General features: G+C 54.0%; 17 protein-coding genes. 7 read left to right on the forward strand and 10 right to left on the reverse strand.

What is annotated here, in order from left to right:
• Positions 1 to 25 precede the first annotated feature (25 nt).
• Together ACO2Q8_RS00725 and ACO2Q8_RS00730 are read right to left on the reverse strand one after the other, a co-directional pair.
• On the reverse strand, positions 26 to 814 hold the full coding sequence (locus tag ACO2Q8_RS00725; RefSeq protein ID WP_038118436.1) for an AAA family ATPase: 789 nt from the start codon (positions 812 to 814) through the stop codon (positions 26 to 28).
• Positions 815 to 984: 170 nt separating this feature from the next.
• Positions 985 to 2,007: an SPASM domain-containing protein gene (locus ACO2Q8_RS00730; protein WP_423342851.1), complete on the reverse strand. Its 1,023-nt coding sequence runs from the start codon at positions 2,005 to 2,007 to the stop codon at positions 985 to 987.
• Positions 2,008 to 2,310: 303 nt separating this feature from the next.
• Between ACO2Q8_RS00730 and ACO2Q8_RS00735 the strand changes: the two genes are divergently transcribed.
• The 3 genes from ACO2Q8_RS00735 (at position 2,311) to ACO2Q8_RS00745 (ending at position 4,634) form a co-directional block, all read left to right on the forward strand.
• Positions 2,311 to 2,664 (forward strand): hypothetical protein, encoded by a 354-nt coding sequence (locus ACO2Q8_RS00735; RefSeq protein WP_423342852.1) that lies wholly within the window; start codon positions 2,311 to 2,313, stop codon positions 2,662 to 2,664.
• A gap of 158 nt (positions 2,665 to 2,822) precedes the next feature.
• Entirely contained in the window at positions 2,823 to 3,362 is a 540-nt protein-coding gene (locus tag ACO2Q8_RS00740; RefSeq protein ID WP_423342853.1) for a ferritin, read from the forward strand.
• A 153-nt stretch (positions 3,363 to 3,515) separates the two neighbouring features.
• Positions 3,516 to 4,634 (forward strand): NAD(P)/FAD-dependent oxidoreductase, encoded by a 1,119-nt coding sequence (locus ACO2Q8_RS00745; RefSeq protein ID WP_423342854.1) that lies wholly within the window; start codon positions 3,516 to 3,518, stop codon positions 4,632 to 4,634.
• 4 nt (positions 4,635 to 4,638) lie between these two features.
• On the opposite strand, the gene ACO2Q8_RS00750 is transcribed toward ACO2Q8_RS00745, so the two are convergent.
• Positions 4,639 to 5,094 (reverse strand): Lrp/AsnC family transcriptional regulator, encoded by a 456-nt coding sequence (locus ACO2Q8_RS00750; protein WP_423342855.1) that lies wholly within the window; start codon positions 5,092 to 5,094, stop codon positions 4,639 to 4,641.
• 181 nt (positions 5,095 to 5,275) lie between these two features.
• Here ACO2Q8_RS00750 and ald point away from each other — a divergent pair, with 181 nt between their 5' ends.
• Positions 5,276 to 6,415, forward strand: coding sequence for an alanine dehydrogenase (gene ald, locus ACO2Q8_RS00755; RefSeq protein WP_423342856.1), 1,140 nt, complete (start codon positions 5,276 to 5,278; stop codon positions 6,413 to 6,415).
• A 117-nt stretch (positions 6,416 to 6,532) separates the two neighbouring features.
• On the opposite strand, the gene ACO2Q8_RS00760 is transcribed toward ald, so the two are convergent.
• The 4 genes from ACO2Q8_RS00760 to ACO2Q8_RS00775 form a co-directional block, all read right to left on the reverse strand.
• The gene (locus tag ACO2Q8_RS00760; protein ID WP_423342857.1) at positions 6,533 to 7,246 is read right to left on the reverse strand and encodes an RraA family protein; all 714 of its coding nucleotides are present in this window, start codon (positions 7,244 to 7,246) and stop codon (positions 6,533 to 6,535) included.
• A gap of 84 nt (positions 7,247 to 7,330) precedes the next feature.
• On the reverse strand, positions 7,331 to 8,152 hold the full coding sequence (locus ACO2Q8_RS00765; RefSeq protein WP_423342858.1) for a LamG-like jellyroll fold domain-containing protein: 822 nt from the start codon (positions 8,150 to 8,152) through the stop codon (positions 7,331 to 7,333).
• 47 nt (positions 8,153 to 8,199) lie between these two features.
• A complete protein-coding gene (locus ACO2Q8_RS00770; protein ID WP_423342859.1) occupies positions 8,200 to 9,456 on the reverse strand; it encodes an MFS transporter in 1,257 nt (418 codons plus the stop codon).
• 2 nt (positions 9,457 to 9,458) lie between these two features.
• The gene (locus tag ACO2Q8_RS00775) at positions 9,459 to 12,362 is read right to left on the reverse strand and encodes a glycosyl hydrolase 2 galactose-binding domain-containing protein (protein ID WP_423342860.1); all 2,904 of its coding nucleotides are present in this window, start codon (positions 12,360 to 12,362) and stop codon (positions 9,459 to 9,461) included.
• Positions 12,363 to 12,379: 17 nt separating this feature from the next.
• On the opposite strand from ACO2Q8_RS00775, the gene ACO2Q8_RS00780 reads away from it, so the two are divergent.
• The 3 genes from ACO2Q8_RS00780 to ACO2Q8_RS00790 are packed head-to-tail and all read left to right on the forward strand — an operon-like array spanning position 12,380 to position 13,067.
• Positions 12,380 to 12,607 (forward strand): hypothetical protein, encoded by a 228-nt coding sequence (locus ACO2Q8_RS00780; protein WP_423342861.1) that lies wholly within the window; start codon positions 12,380 to 12,382, stop codon positions 12,605 to 12,607.
• Positions 12,592 to 12,894 carry a hypothetical protein gene (locus ACO2Q8_RS00785; protein ID WP_423342862.1) on the forward strand — a complete coding sequence of 101 codons (303 nt, stop codon included), beginning with the start codon at positions 12,592 to 12,594 and terminating at the stop codon, positions 12,892 to 12,894. The genes ACO2Q8_RS00780 and ACO2Q8_RS00785 overlap by 16 nt, the downstream gene beginning before the upstream one ends.
• Positions 12,894 to 13,067: a hypothetical protein gene (locus ACO2Q8_RS00790; RefSeq protein WP_423342863.1), complete on the forward strand. Its 174-nt coding sequence runs from the start codon at positions 12,894 to 12,896 to the stop codon at positions 13,065 to 13,067. The genes ACO2Q8_RS00785 and ACO2Q8_RS00790 overlap by 1 nt, the downstream gene beginning before the upstream one ends.
• Before the next feature lie 9 nt (positions 13,068 to 13,076).
• Here the strand turns inward: ACO2Q8_RS00790 and ACO2Q8_RS00795 are convergent, their stop codons facing one another.
• The 3 genes from ACO2Q8_RS00795 to ACO2Q8_RS00805 are packed head-to-tail and all read right to left on the reverse strand — an operon-like array spanning position 13,077 to position 16,375.
• Positions 13,077 to 13,841, reverse strand: a complete 765-nt coding sequence (locus ACO2Q8_RS00795) for an SDR family NAD(P)-dependent oxidoreductase (RefSeq protein ID WP_423342864.1) — start codon at positions 13,839 to 13,841, stop codon at positions 13,077 to 13,079.
• A 3-nt stretch (positions 13,842 to 13,844) separates the two neighbouring features.
• Positions 13,845 to 15,038, reverse strand: a complete 1,194-nt coding sequence (locus ACO2Q8_RS00800) for an enolase C-terminal domain-like protein (protein WP_423342865.1) — start codon at positions 15,036 to 15,038, stop codon at positions 13,845 to 13,847.
• On the reverse strand, positions 15,035 to 16,375 hold the full coding sequence (locus ACO2Q8_RS00805; RefSeq protein WP_423342866.1) for an endo-1,4-beta-xylanase: 1,341 nt from the start codon (positions 16,373 to 16,375) through the stop codon (positions 15,035 to 15,037). The genes ACO2Q8_RS00800 and ACO2Q8_RS00805 overlap by 4 nt, the downstream gene beginning before the upstream one ends.
• Between the last annotated feature and the right edge of the window lie 7 nt (positions 16,376 to 16,382).

A 16,382-nucleotide genomic window follows, 5' to 3' on the forward strand; every position in this document is an offset into this window, starting at 1 on the left:
TGACTAGCTAAATTCGGGATGAGCATTATACGGTCTGATCTTGCGGCAACCGGCCGTTCTTCGCCAGAATTTCGCGGGCCAGGTTCAGGTAGCTGATGGCTCCCTTACTGTCGGCATCCTGCGCCAGAACCGGCAAGCCGAAACTGGGCGATTCACTCAGACGGATGTTGCGCGGAATGATGGTGTTAAAAACCATCTGCTGAAAATGGGCCGTGACTTCGCCCACAACCTGATTCGACAACCGCACCCGCAAATCGTACATGGTCAGCAGAATTCCCTCAATGGCCAGGGAGGTGTTCAAACGCGACTGGATAATTTTGATGGTGTTCAGCAACTTACCGAGTCCTTCCAACGCGAAATACTCGCACTGCACCGGAATAATCACCGAGTCGGCGGCTGTCAGACTGTTGATCGTAATCAAACCCAGCGAGGGCGAGCAGTCGATGATCACAAAGTCGTACTCTTCCTTCACGTCGTAGAGAGCCTCTTTCATTTTTTCCTCCCGGTTTTTGAGATTGATCATCTCAATTTCGGCCCCGACCAGGTCAATGTGCGACGGCAGCAGGTCCAGGTTCGGAAAGTCGGTTTGAATGATGGCATCTCGCGTCCGGATGTCCTCGATCATGCACTCGTAAATGCTGTTCTCAATTTCTTTTGGATTATAGCCCAGCCCGGAGGTGGAGTTGGCCTGTGGGTCGGCATCGACAATCAGCGTTCGAAACTCGAGTGCGGCCAGACTGGCCGCCAGATTGATCGTCGTTGTGGTCTTCCCGACGCCCCCTTTTTGATTGGCAATAGCGATAACTTTACCCATGGGTTTGTTCGTTACAGCCCCAAATATCAGGAGATGGTTTGAGGAAACCAAGGAACGTTTCACGCTTTTTTTTCAACGTTCCACAGAAAGAAATTAAAAATGAAAAGTTAAAAATTAAAAGTAGCGGACGCCATTTACTTTTAATTTTTAACTTTTAACTCTTAACTGACTCACGCCCAGACTTGCGTACCTTCGGTGCAGTTTTTACACATCTCGATTCCGGAGCGGGAGTGGATGAGGGTTTGCCGGAATTGCTGGTACGGCTGGCTTTCCCAGAGTTCGGCGAAGGTCTGGTTTTTCAGATCACCCAGGCGGTAATGAGCGTCTTTGTCGAAGCAGCACGGCACCACCAGACCGTCCCAGGTAATGACACAGGAGTGCCACATCTTCCAGCAATGGCCGTCGAGCGCGTTCTTGATGGCGTAGGTGCCGTTGGCGGTTTTCTCGTAACGGGAGTATTTATCGATGGTCGGCATCAGGTCCGAACCGTGCTCAAAATCATAAATCTGGGCGGTTTTCAAGCCGACCTCATCCACGCCCAGTTCCCTGGCCAGTTGCCGCACCTCGTCAATCTGGTGTTCGTTGGGTTTAACGACCAGAAACTGGAAAATGACGTGGGGCGTTTTCGACTTCAGTTCCTTCTTCCACTTGATGATGTTCTTCGTGCCTTCGATGACCTTGTGCAGCTTTCCGCCCACCCGGTATTGCTGGTAGACTTCCTGCGTGGTGCCGTCGATGGAGATAATCAGCCGGTCCAGCCCCGACTCCACGGTTTTGCGGGCGTTGGCGTCGGTGAGGTAATGGGCGTTGGTCGACGTTCCGGTGTAAATCCCTTTTTGGGAGGCATAGCCCACCAGCGTCAGAAAATCGGGATGCAGGTACGGTTCACCCTGAAAATAGAACGTGAGGTACAACAGCGTGTCCGCGATTTCGTCAATCGTTCGCTTGAAAAGGTCAGCGGGCAGCATGCCCGTCGGGCGGGTAAACGACCGCAAACCGCTCGGGCACTCGGGGCAACGCAGGTTGCAGGAGGTGGTGGGTTCAAAGGAAATCGCAATCGGCGAACCCCGGTGGATGGCTTTCCCGGTCCATTTCGATTCGTAATAACTCGACAGCACCTTGAGCGCATTCCAGGCGCGTTTGGGGGTTACTTTCGAAAAAAAATTAAGTCCGTCGGATAAATTACGATTCATGTGGATCAGGTCAAACTACGCAACAAAAGTAAACCAATAACCAACGGCATGTGCCACCGGTTCCGAAAATTAGCCCACCGGTTTTCCAACACCGCCCATGCCCCTCTGCCCCATGCCCTTACCCCTCTACCCCATGCTTATCCCAACACCGGTTTTTGCCGTTTCATCCCCGGTCCAGCGCATTTCAAAAAATTTTATTTAGAATAGTTTCAAACAACCCTTGACAGGTCTGCATTCCAATTGTACTTTTACAGTGCTAAAGACGCAATCGTCGGTTTTCATCGTATTTATTTTGTATCATCCGTGTCGAATACCCCATCGTTAACTGAATTATTCGCCAACGCCAAAGGCACGACGTACCAGTGTGATACCACCAATCGGATTATCATTCAGTTTGGTGAAGCCCGGGTGGCGCTGCGCATCGGCGATTTTCTGACATTCAAGAAGCGGGTCGATTCGGTAGATATTCATACGATGATTTTCAATACCGACGATGCCTACGATGTCGAACTCATCGACGCGCCCCGTACCGACCACCTGTTTGTGCTCAACCTCTGCGACCTGATCGCCCTGCGCGAACTGCTGGCCGGAACCCGTTTTGTGCTGGACCTGAACACCTTGCTGAACGAAAGATTGTACAGTTCCCTCGTCTACTGATTCCCCTCTCCCATTCGGCCCGAATCCTATCCAAGCCTAAAAGTAGACTGTTTCCAAATTTTGTACCGTCAAAACTTTTTTCGGTTGAAATCAGTATTCTTGTAACAGAAACGGCACAAATCCGACCATAGACACAAGAACCAAAAACTGATAGACCGATGAAAGATTTGGTTAGAATGAGAACCTCGCTGAAGGAAGAAATCGAGCGAATTCTCAACGAACAGATAAAAATGGAAGCGCATTCGTCGGCCATTTACTTGGCCATGGCTGCGTGGTGCGACCGGAATGGTTTCGACTACAGCGCCGGTTATTTTTACAAGCAGTCGGGCGAAGAGCGGAACCACATGCTGAAAATTTTCAAGTATGTATCCGACATGGGCGGTCACGCCATCTCGCCCGAAATCACAAACGTTCCGCAGGAATTCGACGGCTTTCGGGATCTTTTCGAACTGGCCCTGCAACAGGAAATCGCCGTTACGAACTCGATCAACCGCATCGTCGGAACGGCCCGCCAACTGAACGATTTCCAGACCGACCAATTCATGCAATGGTTTGTGAAAGAGCAGATTGAAGAAGAATACGTAGCCCGTCGGGCCCTCGAACTGTTCGACGTGATCGGCGAAGAAGGCGTTGGCCGGTACATGATCGACAAAGCCATTCCGAAAATTACTTACGACGGCGACGCCGAAGGAGCTTAAGGGACAAATCCTACTCACTTTAAATTCTAGCCCGGATGCAACCCATCCGGGTTTTCTTTTTCCTGTAAACCGATTTTTGAACTTCCTGACGGTGAATCGGTTTTAGGAATATCGACAAGTTCATTGCACAACTTACCTAAGAAAGCCGCTATCTTGGAAGTCATCATTATTGGTGGAGGTCTGGCCGGATTGGTCAGCAGCCTGGAACTGGCGCGGGTCGGGCATACGGTGACGGTGGTCGAACGGAAAACCTACCCGTTTCACAAGGTCTGTGGCGAATATGTCTCGAACGAAGTGCGCCCTTACCTCGAATCGCTCGGCCTGGAATTACATGCTTTGGGCGCTACCCACATCGACCGGTTTCAGTTTACGTCACCGTCGGGCCGGTCGCTCGAAACTGGCCTGGATATGGGGGGTTTTGGGCTCAGCCGATATACCCTCGACCACGCGCTGTTCCAACTCGGGCAGGCTGCGGGTGTCCGGTTTTTACTGGGCAAACAAGTTGACTCCGTGACATTCCAAGCCGACGGTTTTTCGGTGGAACTAGCTGACGGACAACGACTGACAGCTCGAATGGTGCTGGGCGCGTACGGCAAACGTTCCAGGATCGACAAGCAGTTAGAACGGCCTTTCATGCAAAAACCATCTCCCTACGTGGGCGTCAAATACCATATCCGAACGGATGCCCCGGTTGATACCGTAGCCTTGCACAATTTCAAGGATGGCTACTGCGGTTTATCGTCCATCGAAGACGGTAAGTATTGCCTTTGTTACCTCACCACGCGGGACAACTTGCGCCCGTTTGGCAACATTGCAGCGATGGAACAGGCGGTTTTGTGCCAAAATCCGCACCTGAAACGGATTTACGAAACGGCAGAATTTCTGTACGAAAAACCGGGAGTGATCAACGAGTTTTCGTTTTCGCCCAAAAAAGCCGTTGAGCAGCACATCCTGATGATCGGCGATTCGGCCGGCCTGATCACGCCCTTATGCGGCAACGGTATGGCCCTCGCGATCCGCAGCGGCAAACTGGCCAGCGAACTGTCGACCCGGTTTTTGACCAACCAACTTTCGCGCACCGAACTGGAAAACCGCTACCAGGCCGAATGGTCGCGGCAATTTGCCGGGCGGCTCCGGGTGGGCCGAACCGTACAGCGGCTTTTCGGCAACCCGTGGCTTTCCGAAGCGGCCGTGACGGTTTTCGGCGGTTTCAAACCCTTGTTGCGCCGGGTGATTCGGCAGACGCACGGGGCAGTTTTGGCCGTCAACTAACTTCCTACACCGGAATCACCGTCGTATTTTTGACCTCCGACATTACAAAAAAACTGCTGATATTCAAGATGCCTGGAATGACCGAAAGCCGCTCCTGGTAAAACCGGTTGTAGGCTTCCATATCGCGCACAATGATTTTCAGGAGGTAGTCAAAGCTGCCCGACACCAGGTTACATTCCATCACTTCGGGTAGTTGGGCGATGGTTTGGTCGAACACCACAAAGGTTTCGCGGGTTTGTTTGTCGAGTGTGACGTGGCAGAATACGACCAGGTTATTACCGAGTTTTCGTTTATTGAGCAGGGTCACATACTTCTCGATAACCCCCTCCCGTTCCAGGCGTTTGATGCGCTCGTGGATGGGCGATTTGGAGAGATTGATCCGCTGCCCGATTTCCTGAATCGTCAGCCGGGCATCTTCCTGGAGTAATGCCATGATCTGGCGGTCGGTCTTATCTACCATACCTCGAACGGATTTTTTTCTTTTTGACGGGCACTGGGGGGCAAGCAAGCCGGATATTTTCCTTCGATACTACGAAAAATAAACTCTCTTTCCTAAAATGCGTTGTATCTACAGTAATTAGTTTGGCTTGTGGTACTTTTGTGTCCTCCTTTTTCAATAAACCCCAACTACGCAGACTACGATGGTAATCGGTGTTCCCAAAGAGATTAAAAACAATGAGAACCGGGTGGCCCTCACGCCAGCCGGAGTTGCCGAGTTTCGGAAGCACGGTCATACGGTGTATGTCCAGGTAAATGCCGGAGTGGAAAGTGGTTTTGAAGATGAGGAATACATCGAAGCCGGGGCCGTCATGCTCCCGACCATCGAGGAAATTTACGGCATTGCCGAAATGATCATTAAGGTAAAAGAGCCGATTTCGTCGGAATATTCCTTAATAAAGGAAGACCAACTCCTCTTCACCTACTTCCACTTTGCTTCGTCGGAAGAACTGACCCATGCGATGATCGAACGCAAGGCGGTTTGTCTGGCCTACGAAACCGTCGAGAAAGCCGACCGCAGCCTGCCGTTGCTCATTCCGATGTCGGAAGTGGCCGGACGGATGGCCGTGCAGGAAGGCGCGAAATACCTGGAAAAACCGCAGAAAGGCCGGGGCATTCTGCTTGGCGGGGTTCCGGGCGTCAAACCGGCCCATGTCCTGATTCTGGGAGGAGGTATCGTCGGAACACAGGCCGCTAAAATGGCCGCCGGTCTGGGCGCTCACGTCACGATCATGGACATCAGTCTGCCGCGTCTGCGCTATTTGTCGGACATTATGCCCGAGAACGTCGATACGCTGATGTCGAACGAATATAACATCCGCGAAGCCATTAAGCATTCGGATCTGATTATCGGGGCGGTTCTGATTCCAGGCGCGAAAGCCCCGCACCTCATCACCCGCGACATGCTGAAGCTGATGCGGGCCGGAACGGTGCTGGTGGATGTGGCGGTGGATCAGGGCGGTTGCATCGAAACCTGCACACCGACAACTCATGAGAACCCAACGTACATCATTGACAACGTGGTTCACTACTGCGTGGCCAACATGCCGGGTGCAGTTCCGTATACCTCGACGGTGGCGCTGACCAACGCAACGCTGACGTATGCCCTTCAACTGGCCAACAAAGGCTGGCAACGAGCTTGCCTGGAAAATGATGAGCTGAAACGCGGCCTGAACGTGGTCAACGGCAAGGTGGTTTACAAAGGCGTAGCCGAAACGTTTGGCCTACCGCTGGATGATGTCAACGGGCTGTTACGTCGCGAAAAAGAAGAGTTTAGCGCCTAACCTGATCGTTTGCAACGAGGAAGTTTGAATAGACAACACACTTCATCAACAATTTTTTAAAGGGTTTAGGAATAAAAACAGCAAAGACGCGGCCGGATTGAGCCGCGTCTTTTTTTGTTAAAACCGCCCGAATTCTTTGTACACATCGAACGGATCACGGCCGGTTGCCATGGCTTTCCGGCTCTGCGATTCGCTGGCAAACCACTCTTCGGCCAGTTCCAGCACCGGAATCGTCAATTCCTGTGGTACCACTACCACGCCGTCGTTATCGCCGAAAATGTAGTCGCCCGGATTCACTTGTAGTAAACCGGACATGCCTTTTACAAAAATGGGAATCTGGTAATCGACCACCATAAACCGTCCGAAGGCTTCGACCGGGTTTCGAAACCGGCAGAACGTCGGGAAGCCCATGTCGATCAGGTAATTGGAATCGCGGGTCGACCCGTCGATAACCGCCCCGACGCAGCCGTGCGCGGCAGCCGCTGTTGCCGAAATTTCCCCAAAATGTCCGCACGACAGATCACCCTGCGTATCCCGGATTTGTACCACACCGGGTACCATGCTCTTAAACATGCCCAACCGAATGTCGTGGACTTTCGTATCCCGGCTGGGTGTCGCAATGCCGTGTGCTGTAAAGGCTGGTCCGGCTACTTTCATGGTGTGGGTGAGCGGATAAATACCGCTGGCCATGCATTGCTGATGATACCCCATGTGCTCAAGCGCGTCGGAAACCAGCCCCGCGTACAGCCGGAGATACCGGGTTTGAATTTCCTGCCAGTCGTACGAAACCTCGAACTTTCGGATCGGGTATGAATTGGTGATCACTTCCATAATCTATTGTGTTTAGTGCGTTGCTTGGTTAATTACAGTTTCAGAGTGCCTTTCAACGGAGTCTGGTACGCCAGCGGTTGACTTTTATCGGTTTCGGTAATCACCTGATCCAGTCGACCGGTTTGAGTTAGGCAGCGGGTGGTTTTGATGAATTTGCCGAATTTCGTCGACCGACAAGGCCCGGTCGAAAACCGCCAGACCACTTAGTTGACCCACAAAATCATTCCCGATGGCCCCGAGCCGATGAACCGCTCCGACGGTAAAATCGGACCCGTCTTCTCCCCCATCGAAAATGCCTTCCGTATAGGGGTATGGATTGCGGTTGGCCCGCCCGTCGAACGCGCCATTGTGGTACGACCGAATTTCCTTGCCATCGTAGGTCATGGCCACAAACGTCCACTCGTCGAACAGCACCGGTTTTTGCCCGATGGACACGTCAACGCACCATTTCTCGCCCGGCGTCGGGCCGCCAACACCCGAAATATGCCCGCAAACCTGATCCCGGCTTTGGTGCAGCCGGATATTCAGAAACAGGCAGTATTGGCGCTTTTTCTGCGTTTCGTTCCACATCCCGGCCACGGCTTCACACTCCGTGTTGTTGTTGCTTTTGGGTTGTCGTTTCACCCAGGCCAGCACCGTCACCTGCGCGTTTTTTCCACGGATGTTTAGGCCGGGGCATTCCGCCCGGGGAATCGTCAGGTATTCGTGTTCTTTAATATCCAGGGAATAGGCTGATAAAATTCCGCCTTTGATTCTGGGTACAGGGCCGGTGGGTTCCTGCAACCGGTACGGGTATTTCCCTTTGGCCCTGAGCGGTTCTTTCCCGGAAAAATCCCAGAGACACAACAGATTGGGGACGGTCAGCAAATCCGGGGCAGAAGGAGTAACCGGGCTTTGGTTCGTCATAAGCATACCGCTGAGCAGGGTAGTTTGAGTTAAAAAAAGACGTCGGTTCATAGAATGTGTTCGCGGTCTTTATCAAAAAACCAGATCGATCCACTGCCGATAAACAGGCTTCCCAGGACGTAAACCACCGACAGGCTCGCCAATCCAACGGTCAATCCTAAAGTCGGTTTCAGAACACCGAGCAGGTACGGTGCCGAAGCGCCGATTAGAAAAGCACAGGCCAGCATCAGCCCGTAAGCCGACGAGCGGATATTGGGCGCAACCACTTCATAGAGCGAAGCGACAATGTTGGAATCGTACCAGCCGCGGAATATTCCAAATCCGAACAGTGCCCCGTACGTCATAACCTGGGTGTCGCTCATGCTGATCCAGTAGATGAACGGTGCACCCAGCAACAAGCCCAGCGCCTGCACCACCAGCCGACTCCGAGGGTTTGTTTTGGCGAAATGATCAGCGATTTTGGCCCCCGACAACACGCCCAGAAACGCGCCGAGATGGTGATAGAACAGGGCCGAAAAACCAGCATCGGTCAGGCTCATGCCGAACTTGTCGACCAGAAACGACGGCATCCAGGTCAGGTACCCCACGTTGACGAACACCATGCAGCCGAACCCCAGCGTGAGCATGATTACCGTCGGTTTCCGAACGATCACCCGGGCGGTTTGCCCGATTTCGGCCAGCAGCGGCAATTGATTGGCTGTTTCGATGCTGCGGACATCCTTCGGAATCCGGGCGAAAAATACCAGCGCCAGCACAATGCCCAGTCCGCCGAAGAGGTAAAAAGCCCGCTGCCAGCCGTAATTTTCACCTACGTAGCCCGCGATGATCCCGCTTAGAATAATGCCAAAATACACGGCGGTCTGGTGAATGGAAAGCGCGAACGAACGGTTTTCCGGGTATTTTTCGCCCAACAATGCGTTAGCCGAGGGGGCATAAAACGCTTCACCCCCACCGGTTGCAATGCCCCGCAGCAATATGAACTGAAGCACCGTCGAACAGAAACCGGTCAGCAGCGTGGCAAGCGACCAGAATAGCAGACAAAAACCCAGGATGTTCCGGCGCGAAAACCGGTCGCCGATGAAGCCAGCCATGGGCACCAGCAGTCCATACGTCCAGACGAGCGCCGAGGCAATCAGACCCAGTTCGGCGTCGGTCAGGCCGAGATCCTGCCGGATGAGCGGCAACACCACGCTGAAAATCTGACGGTCGGCCTGGTTCAGAAAAAAAGCCATCCAAAGCAGCGCAAGCAGTTCCCAGCGGTAACCGGACGGTTTTCGGGTCATAACGGGGGCGGGTTCAACCATGATCAGGGGAGTTTAGCGGCCAGTTTCGTCGTCACTACCGGGGCATTCCAGGCTGACACCGTTAACGTCGCTTTCGAGCGGGTTTCGGCATCCCGCTGGGCGGCATCCCGCTGGGCGGCACCCCGCCAAAGGATGTCAAGCGTTACTTCCTGTGTTTCGCCAGGGGCAAGCCAGGTGTAATTATCGGACGCGACGATAGCTCGTTTGGTGCCGGTAATGTCGACTTTGGTCATGAAAGCCGGAACGGTTCCGGTATTGCTCACCTGAACCCGCAGGCGGCTTTGTCCGTCGGCAGTCGGTTCGTTTGTCAGCAGCGTTGCGGTCAGCGTCGTCGGGGTCCGGGCCACGGTGGTTTTAAGAAACGGCCCTTTCTCCAGCGTTGGCCAGGCGATGGGTTCGCTCACATATTTCTGGTAAAAGTCGGCGTCTTCCAGTTTGGACAGGCTGCGCGGAAAATAAAACGAGCGGGAGAGCAACTTACCGGACGCATCGCGCAGTTCGGCCAGCAGCAGCACAAAGCGGTCGCGGTAATCAGCCGAAATCGTGAAATCACCGGCCGTTGCGGTGCTCACCGACGTGCCCGCCGGGATGTTCAGAGCGGTTTCTTTCTGCGCGAGCAATTTAAACGCATCGTCGAAAACCCGCACCGACACCTTCGCCCCGGCCAGCGCCTGGGGCAGTGAATGGGTTACTTTAATCGGCAGAGTAATGCGTTCACCCGACTTCCAGAGCAAGCGTGGGAGGTCGATGGCGACGTGCGTCGGTTCGTAGGTTCGTTTCAGAAAATAATACGGCGCTCCGGCATTGCCAAACCAATCCATCATCTGAATGGCGATCACGGGCCAGTGCCGCTTGAACACCCAGGGCATCAGCCCCGCCGTCACCGGGTAATTGCCCTGCATTTTTTCGGACAAAATCTGGTAAAACTCCCCCGCTCCAACCTGTGACGCTTCCGAGATGGATTCAATGGTTGGATCGGTCATGTCGGCTACGTGCGATGCCCGGCTGAGCATCCTCGGCACGCGGCCCGGCCCGTATTCCGTAAAATGATGAATAAACTCCGGGTGCGACGGGCCGAAGCTCTTGTCCCACATCTTGCCCAGCCCGACAAATTCCTTGTTATCAACGGTTTCGTAAAACAGACTGGCTTCCGGAATGCTGTGCATCCCGGTTTCCGACACCCAGGGTTCAAATTTGTAACTGCGGTTATACCAAGTTGGGTCCATGTCGGGATAAGCATGCATGGAGCCATCGTCGGGCGTCGTTCGAACGAACAATCGAGTTTTATCGAATATATCAAGATTACGTTCCAAAATACCGATCGACTTCGCATTACCGGACGAATATGGGTTGAATTCGTTGCCTCCGCACCAGATCGCCAGCGACGGATGGTTGCGCAGCCGGAAGATATTCTGCACGACCTGCGCTTCCCAAACGTCCTGCGGGTAATCGGGCGTGTCCTGGTTGCCGATCGGGAAATCCTGCCAGACCATAATACCCAGTTCGTCGCAGATCTCGTAGAAATAGTCAGTTTCGAGCAGGCCCCCACCCCAGATCCGGATCAGTTGAACGCCCATTTTCTTCGCGGCTTCGAGCGTCCAGCGGTAGCGTTCGCGGGGCAAATCAAGCAGAATGTCCTGTGGAGTGAAGTTCATCCCTTTGACGAAAATCTTCCGACCGTTGACCACAAATTGCCAGTTTTCCCAGCGGTCGGCCGTGCGCGGACCGGCCGTCGGCAACCGCTCGATGGTGCGAATACCGTAGTCGAATTGCAGGACATCGACCGGTTTCCCCGCCCGTTTCAGGCTCAGTTTCACCGTATACCGGTTCGGATCACCCAGGCCATTCGGTTGCCAGCGTTTGGGGTTTGGCACCGTCAGATCGTGTTCGAACCAGTTGCGGCCCTCGTAAACCGTCAGCGGAAACTCTTTGGACAAAACCGTGCTTTTTCCCGAGATTAGTTCAACTTGCAGGCTCAGTTTTTCGTCGACCGGCTTAAAAACCGTTCCTTTCTCATTTGGGTGGTTGATCTGGGTGTTGTGCCAGGGATGCAGTTGGAGTTGCCCCGAATGCCGGTTGGCCAGCACTTCGCCCGACAAATGCAGTTCTGCCTTTGCGTCGGTGACGGTTTTGGTGGTCAGGAATGGGCGTTCGAGGTGAATGGGCGGTACCATTTCCAGCCGAACGCCCTGCCACATCCCAACCGTGAAAAACGCTTCCCCCCCGGAGCCGCCCGAAATCACCCAGGGCTTGATGATGCGGCCGCTGGCGCGCGGGTTGTAGCCGGTGCGCTTCGAATAGTCAAACTCGCCCGAGGCCGTGCGCGGCAGGCTCTCGTAATCCGTGGCTTTGTTGCCCCAGTTTCCGGCCCGCACCTCCACGGTGATTTCGTTCGGTTGCCCCCACCGGACCAACCGGCTGATTTCGACCGACGGCCCGCCAAACATGCCTTCGTGAACGCCTACCAGGCTGTCGTTCACCCAGACTTTCGAGAAATAATCGACGCCGTCGAAACACAGAAACACCAGCGAGCCCTGGTTCGAAGCCGGAACGGTGACCGTTTTTCGGTAATACCAGGCTTTTTCTTCAATCCAGCGGTATTGGGTCGAGTTTTTGTGGTAATACGGATGCGGCAACTTCCCGGCTTTGAAATACGACCAATGCACCGAGTTTGGAACGCTGGTTTGAAAACCGTCTTTACGGGGCTGCTTCAGGTCGGAAACGGGCTGGTCGGTGTACGACAATTCCCAGCCGCTGCCCGACAAATCGAGGTGTTGCGCGCCGGTTCGGGGCGTAATCCGGTACGGACTCCAGAGGTTCCGGCTGTCTGCGGCCGATTGGGCTGAAACCGAACCCACCGCCCAGAATGTTAGTAGGAAGAATAAATAAATCGGGTTATCTTTCATTATTGAAATAGAAAATCATGGAAGCATTTATTTTTGAAGCCCGGCAAGCCAATGAGCAAATTGTCATCGATGTGCCGGAAAACTTACGGGGAAAAACGCTGAAAGTGGTCTTAACGGAAGCTGAGCAGACCAACGCTGAGTTGACGTTGGAGGAAAAAAAGGCCATTCTTGCGAAAAACAAAGGCTCAATGCCCGCAACCTTAGATCCCCAAATCGACCTCGAAGAAGAATGGTATCTCCAGTAAGAATATTCCTCGACACATCGATTTTGGCAGAATACCGCAAAGGCACAAAAACCGATTTGCTGGATGCGTTGATCGAACGCCCTTTTCAACTGTGCTATAACCAGATCGTTCTCAGCGAATATCTTTTTGTTACGCTGGCCCATTACGGTCAGAAGTCGCTTCGCACGCTGAAAAAGGCTTTTTACATTCCTGAACTGCTTGACAAACATGACTTTGAGTCGCTATTAAAGCCGTTGCATTTTTTAGAGACAATTGACTCGTCGGTGGTACAGGATACCCCCGCTTGATGTACACGTACAATTTATTGCCGAATGATGCCATCATCTTTTCCCATTGTAAATCGTCGGGAATCGACTATCTAGCCTCGTACGATTCTGATTTCAACCCCCTTTTCAGGAAAGAAGGCATTACCCTGATCGACAGCGTGGAAGCGCTTGATCGCCACTTCCCGGCTGCGTAAGGATCTCTTTCACAAACTCATACCGCCGTCGACGTAAATATCCTGTCCGGTAATGTACCGTCCGGCTTCCGAGCAGAGTAGCAGCGCCAAAGCCGCACAATCCTGCGTTTCGCCAAAAAAACCCACCGGAATCCGGCTTCGGACCTGCTCGCGGTAGGTTTCGTCGGTCAGCGCTTCGGTGTTGCGGTTGGTCAGGATGACGCCCGGGGCGAGGTTATTGACGGTAATGCCGTCCTTTCCAACTTGCGCGGCCAGGTTCCGAACCAGGTTCGACACGGCGGCTTTGCTGGCGGCATAGGCCATCATCTGCGGGTGTGGTTTCAGTTGCTGCACCGAGCCAATCGTCAAGATGCGCCCCCAACCGCTCTGCTGCATGTCGGGCACAAACCGTTGCAGCAACTCCAGCGTCCGTTGCCAGTTGACGGTGGTTTGCTCGTTAAAGTCGGCATCCGTTACCGCCGTCCAGGGCCGACGAATCTGGACCGAGGCATTCAGGACCAGAATATCGATCGCGCCAAAGAGCTGCCGGGCTTGGTCATAAACACGCTCTGCGGCCTCTGAACCCGCTAAATCCTCCACAATCAACCCACTCCGAACACCAAGCGCTTCCACCTCGGCCACGGCTTGCTGGCCCGAAACGGTTTCATCGCGGCAATGGATCAACACATTGGCCCCCTGCCCGGCCAGCGCCAGTGCAATGGCTTTCCCTATGCCCTGATTGGAACCCGTCACCAGCGCCTTTTTGCCCGTCAATCGCATCAAATCGTTCATCATTTCCTACAGTCCGCCCACGGTTGGGTACCAGTCGGGCCGGTACGGGTCCTGGTGAAACCGGGCGTAGTAATCGCCTTTTCCCTCATAGTATTTTTCGTAAAATTTCATCTTGTCCTCATCAAGCGCGACGCCCAAACCGGGTCCGGTCGGGACGTTGATGCAGCCGTTTTCGTACGGCATCAAACCGCCTTCGATGATGTCGTCGGTCAGGTAATGGTAGTGGGCGTCCCCGGCGAAGTTCATGGTCGGGATGGTCGATGCCGTGTGAATCATGGCGGCCAGTTCAATGCCAAATTCAGCCCCGCTGTGCATCGCCACGCCCAGGTTGAAGGTGTTGCATACGGCGGCCAGGTCTTTCACCCCGCGCGGGCCTTCCCAGTAGTGAATGTCGGTCAGCACAATGTCGACGGAGCCCATCCGAATGGCCGGGGCCAAGTCGTCGAATTTGGCCGGATACATGTTGGTGGCAATCGGAATGCGAATCTGTTTTCGAACGGCGGCATTGCCTTCCAGCCCCCACGACGGGTCTTCGAAATACTCAAGGTTCAGGTCTTCCATCCGGCGGCCCATCTGCACGGCGGTTTGCACCGACCACAGGCCGTTCGGATCGATCCGCAACCCGAAATCGTCGCCGAGCTGCTTCCGGCACAGTTCGAGCACCCGGACTTCTTCTTTCGGAGCCATCACACCCGCTTTCAGTTTCATGGCCTTCACGCCCAGCGTTTCGTGTAATTCCTGGCAAAAATCGGCCAGGTCTTCGGCGGTTTCGTCGTGCTTTCCATCGCCCGGACGGTCGTACCGCCAGAACAGGTAGGCAATAAACGGTACCGCGTCGCGGACGCGCCCGCCGAGTAAATCGCTCAGTGGACGGCCCAGCACCTTGCCCTGAATATCGAGACAGGCCATTTCGAGGGCCGCGTACAGCCGGGCGTTCGAGAGGTAATAAATGCTCCGCAGCACCTTGAGTTTCATCACTTCCAGTTGGAAAGGGTCCAAGCCGAGGATACGCGGTTTTAGCTTCTGCAAGGCCCCCCGCTGATCGCCCCCGCCCACTTCGCCCAGGCCTACAATGCCTTCGTCCGTGATGACTTCGACAATCGTGCGGAGGAAATAACCGGGGTGAACGCCGGTGTTGTGACGTAGTTGGGCGTTGAGCGGAATTGCTACGCAGCGGGTTCGTAAATCAATGATTTTCATTCCAGTTCGATGCGCAGGGTGTTGGTTTGCCCTTTCATCAGTTTAAAGCGTTTCTCGATGGTTTTCTTACCGACTGTAATCCGGGCGACGTAATCTCCGTAAAAGCCCCGAAAGCTCAGCGGTTTACTGTCCGAAACTGTCATTGTGAGCGTCGTTTTCCATTCTTTGTTGATCAGGTCGTCCAGCACGGTATAAGCCGGTTTCGGGCTCAGGTCTTCGCGCAGAAAACCGCCCCCCCATTTGTCTTCGCCGGGAGCCGCCGAGCCGTCGGCCAGGTTCCACCAGTAAATGGCCTCGACGGCCGGATGGCTGAACCAAAGCCGGTAAAAATTTCGGGTTAGTTTCGCCTGAATCTGCTCGCCCTCCGGACCCGCCGGTAAGGTCGGGATGGTAATTTCCGAAATGTGGATCGGCACATTGAACCGGGCATATAGATCGAGTGTACGGTACAACTCTCTCGGTGTCATGGCATGACCAGCCAGCGTTTTCGCAAAGAGCGGTTCGCTGAAGAAGTGGAATTGCAGCCCCAGCCCCCGGATGTCGGCCCCTTTGAATTTCAGATTTTCAACCAGCATATAAAACGGGCTGTATTCCCGGCGGTAATTTTCCCAAAGGTGGGTGGCCTCGTTCAAAATCAGCCGGGTATCCTTCGGAAAAACCGCTGCCGCCGTTTGAAAGGCTTTCAGGGCGTAACTTTCCGGCAAAGGCGCGTTCGGGTTGTTGATAATGACCTCGTTTACCACGTCCCAGGTTTTGATGGATTCGCCGTAGCGCCCGGCAATCTGCCGGATGCGCCGGTCGATGAGCGGCTGCATCGCGCCGGTATCTTTCGGGAACCAGCTTGGATAGCTCCACATCGGGTTGTCCCACACCAGTGTGTGCCCCTTCGGAATCAGGTCGTTTCTTTGGCAGAAATCTAGCACCACATCCGGCGGAGGTCGGCGGTAAATCTCCTCACTCCCGGCCGCGAAGCGGATTTTTCCCGGCTGCGGTTCGAGCGTTTTCCAGTAAAACGGAATGCAGGCCGTGTTGAACAGCGTTTTGAAGACGGTTTCATACTGCCGGTTCTGCCCGGCGGTTTTGAAACCGTTCAGCATAAATATATTCGCTCCAAACAAAAACTCGTGCCGGACCTGCCGGATTTCGACCGTAGCCTTCTGAACCGGTTTTCCGCTTTTATGGGTCAACTCCAGCGTAAAATCACCTTTCCGATGGGCTTCGATGCCTTCGCGAATTCGGGTTTCCACGGCCGGATCATTCCAAAGGGAATCGTAGCGGACCGATTGCGCAGCCGATTTTAGCGAAATAAGGAATAGACAAATACGTAAATACTGCATGTTTTTC

The sequence above is a fragment of the Larkinella sp. VNQ87 genome, assembly GCF_049445795.1.
Classification (GTDB): domain Bacteria; phylum Bacteroidota; class Bacteroidia; order Cytophagales; family Spirosomataceae; genus Larkinella.

What these genes read in the sequence shown, in the direction of transcription:
- ACO2Q8_RS00725 (WP_038118436.1), bottom strand. Translation starts at nt 814, where the DNA reads ATGGGTAAAGTTATCGCTATTGCCAATCAAAAAGGGGGCGTCGGGAAG.
- ACO2Q8_RS00730 (WP_423342851.1), bottom strand. Translation starts at nt 2,007, where the DNA reads ATGAATCGTAATTTATCCGACGGACTTAATTTTTTTTCGAAAGTAACC.
- ACO2Q8_RS00740 (WP_423342853.1), top strand. Translation starts at nt 2,823, where the DNA reads ATGAAAGATTTGGTTAGAATGAGAACCTCGCTGAAGGAAGAAATCGAG.
- ACO2Q8_RS00750 (WP_423342855.1), bottom strand. Translation starts at nt 5,094, where the DNA reads ATGGTAGATAAGACCGACCGCCAGATCATGGCATTACTCCAGGAAGAT.
- ald (WP_423342856.1), top strand. Translation starts at nt 5,276, where the DNA reads ATGGTAATCGGTGTTCCCAAAGAGATTAAAAACAATGAGAACCGGGTG.
- ACO2Q8_RS00760 (WP_423342857.1), bottom strand. Translation starts at nt 7,246, where the DNA reads ATGGAAGTGATCACCAATTCATACCCGATCCGAAAGTTCGAGGTTTCG.
- ACO2Q8_RS00765 (WP_423342858.1), bottom strand. Translation starts at nt 8,152, where the DNA reads ATGACGAACCAAAGCCCGGTTACTCCTTCTGCCCCGGATTTGCTGACC.
- ACO2Q8_RS00770 (WP_423342859.1), bottom strand. Translation starts at nt 9,456, where the DNA reads ATGGTTGAACCCGCCCCCGTTATGACCCGAAAACCGTCCGGTTACCGC.
- ACO2Q8_RS00775 (WP_423342860.1), bottom strand. Translation starts at nt 12,362, where the DNA reads ATGAAAGATAACCCGATTTATTTATTCTTCCTACTAACATTCTGGGCG.
- ACO2Q8_RS00780 (WP_423342861.1), top strand. Translation starts at nt 12,380, where the DNA reads ATGGAAGCATTTATTTTTGAAGCCCGGCAAGCCAATGAGCAAATTGTC.
- ACO2Q8_RS00785 (WP_423342862.1), top strand. Translation starts at nt 12,592, where the DNA reads ATGGTATCTCCAGTAAGAATATTCCTCGACACATCGATTTTGGCAGAA.
- ACO2Q8_RS00790 (WP_423342863.1), top strand. Translation starts at nt 12,894, where the DNA reads ATGTACACGTACAATTTATTGCCGAATGATGCCATCATCTTTTCCCAT.
- ACO2Q8_RS00795 (WP_423342864.1), bottom strand. Translation starts at nt 13,841, where the DNA reads ATGATGAACGATTTGATGCGATTGACGGGCAAAAAGGCGCTGGTGACG.
- ACO2Q8_RS00800 (WP_423342865.1), bottom strand. Translation starts at nt 15,038, where the DNA reads ATGAAAATCATTGATTTACGAACCCGCTGCGTAGCAATTCCGCTCAAC.
- ACO2Q8_RS00805 (WP_423342866.1), bottom strand. Translation starts at nt 16,375, where the DNA reads ATGCAGTATTTACGTATTTGTCTATTCCTTATTTCGCTAAAATCGGCT.